The sequence below is a fragment of the Trinickia sp. genome (genome assembly GCF_051953955.1).
In the GTDB taxonomy this organism is placed as follows: domain Bacteria; phylum Pseudomonadota; class Gammaproteobacteria; order Burkholderiales; family Burkholderiaceae; genus Trinickia.
In genome coordinates this window covers 1-6,765 of sequence record NZ_JBQCIF010000035.1, presented here as the reverse complement: position 1 = coordinate 6,765, position 6,765 = coordinate 1, and the positions used below count along the sequence as shown (strand labels likewise).

Genomic DNA, 6,765 nt, shown 5'->3' with positions numbered 1-6,765 from the left:
ATCGGAACGTTGCGGAAGTTCGCGAGCTCCGCGCGAAAACCCGTCGTCGACGTGTTCGCCAAGTTGTTGGCGACCACGCTCTGCTGTTCGAGCGCCTGCGCGGCGCCCGTCATCGCGGTGTATATCAGTCGGTCCATGACTCGCCCGGTGCGCGCTTCGCTTACAGGTTGATGAGCGCCTGATCGACGGCCTGCTGCGTCTTGATCGTCTGCGCGTTCGCCTGATAGTTGCGCTGCGCGGTGATCAGATCGACGAGCTGGCTCGTCAAGTCGACGTTCGAGTTTTCCACCGAGCCGCCCGTGAGCGTGCCGTGGTTCGTGCTGCCCGGCGCCGAGATCTGCGCCACGCCCGAGGCCGCCGTTTCGGCATACTCGTTGCCGCCGAGATCCTGCAGGCCGTTCGGGTTGTTGAAATTCGCGAGCACGATCTGACCGAGCGATTGCGTGCGCCCGTTCGAGTACGTGCCCGAAATCGTGCCGTCGGCGCCGATCGAGAAGTTCGTGAGCTGGCCCGAGGCAAAGCCGTCTTGCGCGAGGTTGTTCACGCCGTCGGAGCCCCCGTACTGGGTCGTGCCGGTCATGTTCAGCGTGATCGACTGCGGCGACGCGCTGCCGTCCGTGTTGGGCACGGCGAACGTGAGCTCGCCCGTGGAAGGGCTCGTCGCCGGGGCCGTGGCCGTCGTCGACGTCAGTGCGCCGGCCGTGCTGAAGCCGACGGAGCCGACCTTGCCGATCGCGCCCGAGGCGGGGCCCGAATACACGTCCCATGCGTTCGCGGCCGTCTTCACGAAATACATGTTGATCTGCTGCGAACCGCCGAGCGAATCGTAGGTCTGGATCGACGTCGAGTAGTTGTACGTCTGCGAGTTCGTCGACGAGAACGGCGTGACCGTCGGCACCACATCCTGCGAGTTCAGGTTCAGCTGCGCGTTGATGTTCTGCGTGGCGATCGGTGCGATGTTCGTCGTCGGCACTTGGATCGGCACGGTTTGCGCCGAGTTGATGACGCCGTTCGCATTCGCCGAGTAGCCCATCAACTTGAGCCCTTGCGCGTTCGTGATGAAGCCGTTCTTGTCGAGCTGGAACACGCCGTTGCGCGAATACGTCAGCGTGCCGTTGTTCGACATCTGGTAGAAGCCCGTGCCGTTGATCGCGACGTTCAGCGCTTGGCCCGTCGTCGTGAACGTGCCTTGCTTGAAGTCCTGCTGAACGCCGGCGAGCTGCGTGCCGATACCGATCTGGTCGTTGACCGAACTCGCGATCGTGTTCGCGTACAAATCGGCGAACTCGGCCGTGCTTTGCTTGAAGCCGACCGTGTTCGCGTTGGCGATGTTGTTGCCGATGACGTCGAGATCGTTCGACGACGCGGACAAGCCGCTCAAGCCTTGCTGGTAGCCCATTTAGCGGTCTCCCTTCGGATGAATTCGTTGGTTGTTACAGAATGGCGGCCACGCTGGTCATGCCGACCGTGCTGCCGTTGTTGAGCAAGAGCCCCGTGCTGCCGTCGCTTTGCTGGACGACGCTTTGCACTTGGGCGCCCGAAAGCGTCGTGACGGTTGTCGCTGCGCCGGTGCTGCTCGTGCCGACGGCGGAAACCGTGTAGGTGCCGTCGGGCAGCGCGTTGCCCGACGAATCGGTCGGCTTCCACGCAACGGGCACCGTTCCGGCGGGTTGCGCGCCGAGATCGGCCGTGCCTACGATGTTGCCGCCCTTGTCCTTGATCGTGACCTTCACGTCCGACATGGCCGCCGAGAGCGACACGCCGAATCCCGACGAGGCGCCGCTCGTCACGGTCGTCGTGGAGCCCGGCACGAGCACGTTCTGGCCGATCAGCAGCGAGGCTTGCGAGCTTTGGCCGGCCGAGAGCTGCGAGGCCAGCGAAGTCAGCGTCGTGTTCAGTTGGCTGATGCCCGTGACCGTGTTGATCTGCGCCAGCTGCGAGGTCATTTGCGAGCTGTCCATCGGGTTCGTCGGGTCTTGGTTCTGCAACTGCGCCACGAGCAGCTGCAAAAACGTTTGCTGCAGCGACGACGGCGAGTTCGGCGACGTACTGCTCGTGCCGGACGCGCTGCCCGACTTGCCGTTGACCGTATCGAGCAGTTGCTGCGAGAGGGTGCCGGCGTTGCCGATGGTGGTATTGGATGACGTCACTAAGATTCTCCTCAGGTGCCGATCGTCAAAGTCTTCAGCATCAGGTTCTTGGCGGTGTTCAGCGTCTCGACGTTGGCCTGGTACGAGCGCGAGGCAGAGATCATGTTCACCATTTCCTGCACCGGATCGACGTTCGGCATCGTGACGTAGCCGTTCGAATCCGCCGCGGGGTTGGTCGGGTCGTAGGTCGTTTTCATCGGCGTGGGATCGTCGATCACGTTCGTGACCTGCACGCCGCCCACCTGTTGGCCGCTCGCCGTTTGCGCGCCGCCGATCGGCTTGACCCCGAACACGACCTGCTTGGCGCGGTACGGCTGCCCATCGGGACCCGTCGTGCTGTCCGCGTTCGCGAGGTTCGACGCAGTGACGTTGAGTCGCTCGGATTCGGCGGACAGCGCCGATCCCGCGACGGTGAAGATGTTCATCAATGCCATGGCTTGTGTGCCTCTTTGGATTCTTTCGACTCTTGCAACTCTTTCGATTCTTTCGCTCGGCGCTCGCTGGATACTCGAACGCTGGGGCCGGTCAGCCGCCCGACGTGATCGCCGACAGCAACTGCTTCATCTGTTGCGTGATCTCGGTCATGCCCGATTCGTAATGCAGCGTGTTGTCGGCGAATTGAACGCGCTCGGCGTCGAGATCGACGGTGTTGCCGTCGAGCGCCGGTTGCGTCGGAATCCGGTAGGCCAGATTGCCGTAGTCCTGGGTTTGGCCGCCCGTCGGGCGCAACTGAACGTGGCCGGTCATATGTCCGGGCTCCGTCGATGCCATCGTCATGCCGCTCGTGACGCCTGCCGGCTGCGCCATCGGCAACGCCGCGGTGCCCGAGCTGGCCACCGCGCGCGTCTCTTGCGTGGCGCCGCTGCGTTTCAGGGCGACGGCCAGCGACGAGCCGAAGTCGACGTCCCGCGCCTTGTAGCCGGGCGTGTCGGCATTGGCGATGTTCGACGACAGCAACTCCTGCCGGTAGGCGCGGACATCGAGCGCCTCACGGCCAAAGGCGAATTCGGCATCGAGTTTGTCCAGCATCGGGTTTCTCCGTAGCTCAAGCGGCGGCCGCTTGGTAACTGGGTAAGCCGCTTCCCGGTTCCGCCTTGGTTCGGGTCGAGGCGCGCCGGAAAGGCTTTTTTGCATGACGAGCATCTTAGGGTCGGCTGGCAAGCTCCAATCGGACGAATAACCGGGGAAGGCACCCTCTATTCAACGTTTGCGCGCCTCGCGCGAGCCCTAGAATTCGATTCGTCGTCAGAAATTGTCTCGATGGAGAAACCGATGTCCTCATCCGCCGCTTCCGATCCCGCGCGCCGCCCGGCGCCGCGCGCCCTCGGCCGGCGGCATTGGGGCGCCGCGCGCGCCGCGGCCGGCCTGCTGCTTGCCTGTGCGCTGCTGCCGCTGTGCACGGCGACGGCCCGCGCGCAAAGTGCCGGCGCGGGTGCGGGTACGGGTACGGGCGGGCAAATCTATATTCCCGGCCCGGGCGAGGCGCATGCCGCCGAGCCGATCGGCACTGCCGGTGCCACGATCACGATTCCCGGCCGCGGCGAATCGGCGGCAACGGCCCCGGCCGCGGCCGCCAACACGGCGAACGGGATGATCGTCATTCCGGGACCCGCCGAGCGCCGCACCGAGACTGCCGCCCGCCGGGCCGACATCGTCCGTGCCGCTTATACGCCGCCCGCCGCTCGGCCGCCGATCGGTCAAGCGCCGGCGCTCGCTCCATCGGCCAGCCGCGTCGAGCCCGTCGTCGTCACCGCGCCGCAGCGCGCGATCCGCGCCGCGCAGCCCGTTGCCGTCGAGCAGCCGGCCGGCGCGCGATCGATTGCCTCCGCCGCGGCGGAAGCGCCGAGCCGTTCGGCCACGCCTGCCGCCCCGCCGCCGAGCGCCTCGGCCGCTTTGACGCCCGCGTCGAACGTACCGGCCGGACAGGAGGACGGCGAAACGATTCGCCAGGCTGCACTGGCCTTTCTTCAACAGCAGACGCTCGGCTTGCCGGGCAAGATCAAGATCACGGTCGCGCCGACGTTCCCGCGCGGCCTCGCGGCCTGCACGACGCTCGAGCCGTTCATGCCGACGGGCGCCCGCCTGTGGGGCACCACGTCGGTCGGCGTGCGCTGCGCCGGCGCCAAGCCGTGGACGCTCTACCTGCAAGCGCGTATCGCGATCGAATCGACGTACTACCTCGCCGCGCGTCAAATCGAGCCGGGCACGGTCGTGACGGCGCAAGATCTGCTCGCGCGCAATGGCGATTTGTCGAATTTGCCGCGCGCCATCATCACCGACCCGCAACAAGCGATCGGTTCCACGGCCACCGTCCGAATCAGTGCCGGCATGCCGCTGCGCCAAGATCTGCTCAAAAGCGTCAGCGCGGTGACGATCGGGCAGACGGTGCACGTCGTGGCCCAAGGACAGGGTTTCCAGATTTCCTCCGAAGGCAGCGCGATGAACAACGCGGCGCCCGGCCAGCAGGTGCGCGTCAAGATGGCAGGGGGACAGATCATTTCCGGCATCGTCCAGGATGGCGCGACGGTGCAAGTTCAGATGTAACAAGATGTAACCAGAGGACGGACGTCCCGAGCGGACGGAGGGGCGCGAGACGCCCGGCGCGTGGAGGTGCCGGGGGTTTTGCCCCGAAGTGCGCTTCGGCCGTCGGCAGGTGTTCTTCCTGATTGCGCTAAAGTTTCGACGGGTGTTGCCGTTATCACACTCAAATCGCAATCGTTCGGGAAGCCATCGTGAAAGTCGATTCAACCTCCACTTCGAGCCTGACCTCGTCCAAGGGCGGCGTGCAGGGTACCCGTCAGGGCGGCCAGGCCGCGGCTGACGTTGCACAAGCGGGCGTCAGCGCAGCTTCGGCGCAAAGCGCCGATGTCAGCCTATCGGCGCTGTCATCGCAATTGCGCTCGCTCGCTGCATCGGGCGAGGCCGACATCGACGTGTCGCATGTCGAGTCGATCAAGCAAGCGATTGCTGACGGCTCGCTGACCATGGATGCGGGCAAGATCGCGGACGGTATTCTCGCGACGGCTCGCGACCTGTTGAAGAATCCGTCGACGGGCGGCTAAGCGGCGTTTCCCGCTTGCTAGTTGCGCGCCTCGTCGGCTTTGTTTGAGCGCGCACGCGCAGTTTAAGTTTTGGCGGATGAGATGAGAGACGCCCTGCTGGCCACCGTGACCGAAGAACACGCAACGCTCGAAGCGTTCGCGTCGCTGTTGATGTACGAGGAAAAGGCGCTCGCGGCCGTATCGCCGCTCGAGACGCTGCCCGGCATCGTCGAAAAGAAAACCGAGCTGACGGAAAAACTCGCGTCGCTCGAGAAAACGCGCGACGGACAGTTGCGCCAGATGGGCCTGCCTGCCGGCTGGAAGGGCATGGAGCTGGCGATTGCCGACGATGCGCGGCTTTCCAAGCAATGGAAGCTGCTGCAGGAAGTCGTGCAACGCGCTCGCCGCGCGAATGCCACCAACGGCCTCATGATCCGCATTCGGATGAACTACAACCAAAACGCGCTCGCGATTTTGCGCGGCGCCACTTCGCGCAATTCGGCCAGCGTGTACGGGCCCGATGGGCGGATGGCGGCGGTTTAGTAAAATTGGGCCGCTGCTTGGGCGGCCATATTCCCCTCTACTCGCGCTAACGACATCCGTTCCCTCAAGTTGGAGGGGGCGAAACCGCTAGCGGCTTTCCTCGAAGTGTGTAAAGAAAACGGCATCGAGCCGGTCCGCCATTTTTCCGGGCGCTTCAATGCGCGCATCGATCCCAGCCTGCACGCGCGAGCCGTAGAGGCAGCCGCAGCCGAGGGCATCAGCCTGAATCAGTTCATCGAGCGCGCAATCGAACACGAAGTGACGGCCTGACAGGCGGTGTCTACCGCCCTTCGCTGCCCGCGAAATTGAGTTCGACGCCGTTGCCGGCCGGATCGAGAAAGAAGAGCTGCCACAGGTCGAGCAACGGCACGTGAGCGCGCCGAAACGCGATGCCGCGCGCCTCGAGATGCGCCTCGAACTCAGCCAAGCCGGAACATTCGAAGGCCACATGATCGAACGTGCCGTTCGCGTGCGCTCTGCGCTGCTCGTGCGAACGCGCCTCGCTCAAATGCAGCACGGCCTGCTCGCCGATATACAGCCAATACCCGAAGCTCGCGAACGGCGGGCGCATACCGGCGCGCAGGCCCACCACGTCGATATAAAAATCGCGCAGGACATCGAGCGTCGCCCGATCGGCACGTAGGTTGTAGTGGCTAAAGCCTAGAACAGGCATGGAATACTCCCTCGGCAGTACCGCAATGGAGTGAGACGCGGCAATGCGGGAGATGTTAGCGCTAGTTGGCGCGAGTGCACGCTGGTGAACGGGAGTGCATGCGAGTGCATGCGAGTTTCACGCGAGGCGCGATCGGACGTGCGCGATGAAATCATCGTCGCGGGTCGATCGCTTCAGCGCCGCGCGCGAGAGTGGGCGTGCGAGGACGCCCCGGCTGTTTCGTGCTTCGAACTGCTTGCTGGCGGGTACCGAATCAATCCACGCTGGCCCAGGCCATCTCGCGCAGCTTCGCGCGCAGCCGGGCCACCGCTTGGCTATGCAACTGGCACACCCGCGATTCGCTCACTTCCATCACCGC

General features: G+C 64.8%; 10 protein-coding genes and 1 pseudogene. 4 read left to right on the top strand and 7 right to left on the bottom strand.

Annotation, left to right across the window (positions count from 1 at the left end; genetic code table 11):
- From ACTHNZ_RS07740 to flgB, 5 genes are all read right to left on the bottom strand, one after another.
- A partial coding sequence (locus ACTHNZ_RS07740) for a flagellar basal body protein (protein ID WP_440541915.1) occupies window positions 1–137 on the bottom strand: 137 nt, incomplete at its 3' end.
- Window positions 138–160: 23 nt separating this feature from the next.
- Window positions 161–1,399: a flagellar hook protein FlgE gene (gene flgE, locus ACTHNZ_RS07735; RefSeq protein WP_440541914.1), complete on the bottom strand. Its 1,239-nt coding sequence runs from the start codon at window positions 1,397–1,399 to the stop codon at window positions 161–163.
- A 34-nt stretch (window positions 1,400–1,433) separates the two neighbouring features.
- A complete protein-coding gene (locus tag ACTHNZ_RS07730; RefSeq protein ID WP_440541913.1) occupies window positions 1,434–2,150 on the bottom strand; it encodes a flagellar hook assembly protein FlgD in 717 nt (238 codons plus the stop codon).
- A gap of 11 nt (window positions 2,151–2,161) precedes the next feature.
- Window positions 2,162–2,584 carry a flagellar basal body rod protein FlgC gene (flgC, locus tag ACTHNZ_RS07725; RefSeq protein WP_440541912.1) on the bottom strand — a complete coding sequence of 141 codons (423 nt, stop codon included), beginning with the start codon at window positions 2,582–2,584 and terminating at the stop codon, window positions 2,162–2,164.
- A gap of 91 nt (window positions 2,585–2,675) precedes the next feature.
- Window positions 2,676–3,179 (bottom strand): flagellar basal body rod protein FlgB, encoded by a 504-nt coding sequence (gene flgB, locus ACTHNZ_RS07720; RefSeq protein WP_440541911.1) that lies wholly within the window; start codon window positions 3,177–3,179, stop codon window positions 2,676–2,678.
- 243 nt (window positions 3,180–3,422) lie between these two features.
- On the opposite strand from flgB, the gene flgA reads away from it, so the two are divergent.
- The 4 genes from flgA to ACTHNZ_RS07700 all read left to right on the top strand — a co-directional run bounded on the left by flgA (window position 3,423) and on the right by ACTHNZ_RS07700 (window position 6,004).
- The gene (gene flgA / locus ACTHNZ_RS07715; RefSeq protein ID WP_440541910.1) at window positions 3,423–4,694 is read left to right on the top strand and encodes a flagellar basal body P-ring formation chaperone FlgA; all 1,272 of its coding nucleotides are present in this window, start codon (window positions 3,423–3,425) and stop codon (window positions 4,692–4,694) included.
- Between the two features lie 188 nt (window positions 4,695–4,882).
- Entirely contained in the window at window positions 4,883–5,212 is a 330-nt protein-coding gene (flgM, locus tag ACTHNZ_RS07710) for a flagellar biosynthesis anti-sigma factor FlgM (RefSeq protein ID WP_440541909.1), read from the top strand.
- An 81-nt stretch (window positions 5,213–5,293) separates the two neighbouring features.
- The gene (locus ACTHNZ_RS07705; protein ID WP_440541908.1) at window positions 5,294–5,734 is read left to right on the top strand and encodes a flagella synthesis protein FlgN; all 441 of its coding nucleotides are present in this window, start codon (window positions 5,294–5,296) and stop codon (window positions 5,732–5,734) included.
- 105 nt (window positions 5,735–5,839) lie between these two features.
- On the top strand, window positions 5,840–6,004 hold the full coding sequence (locus tag ACTHNZ_RS07700; protein ID WP_440541907.1) for a YlcI/YnfO family protein: 165 nt from the start codon (window positions 5,840–5,842) through the stop codon (window positions 6,002–6,004).
- Window positions 6,005–6,014: 10 nt separating this feature from the next.
- On the opposite strand, the gene ACTHNZ_RS07695 is transcribed toward ACTHNZ_RS07700, so the two are convergent.
- Together ACTHNZ_RS07695 and ACTHNZ_RS07690 are read right to left on the bottom strand one after the other, a co-directional pair.
- Window positions 6,015–6,407 carry a diguanylate cyclase gene (locus ACTHNZ_RS07695; protein ID WP_440541906.1) on the bottom strand — a complete coding sequence of 131 codons (393 nt, stop codon included), beginning with the start codon at window positions 6,405–6,407 and terminating at the stop codon, window positions 6,015–6,017.
- Between the two features lie 253 nt (window positions 6,408–6,660).
- Window positions 6,661–6,765 (bottom strand): annotated as a pseudogene (locus ACTHNZ_RS07690) (RNA polymerase sigma factor FliA); the annotation flags it as partial.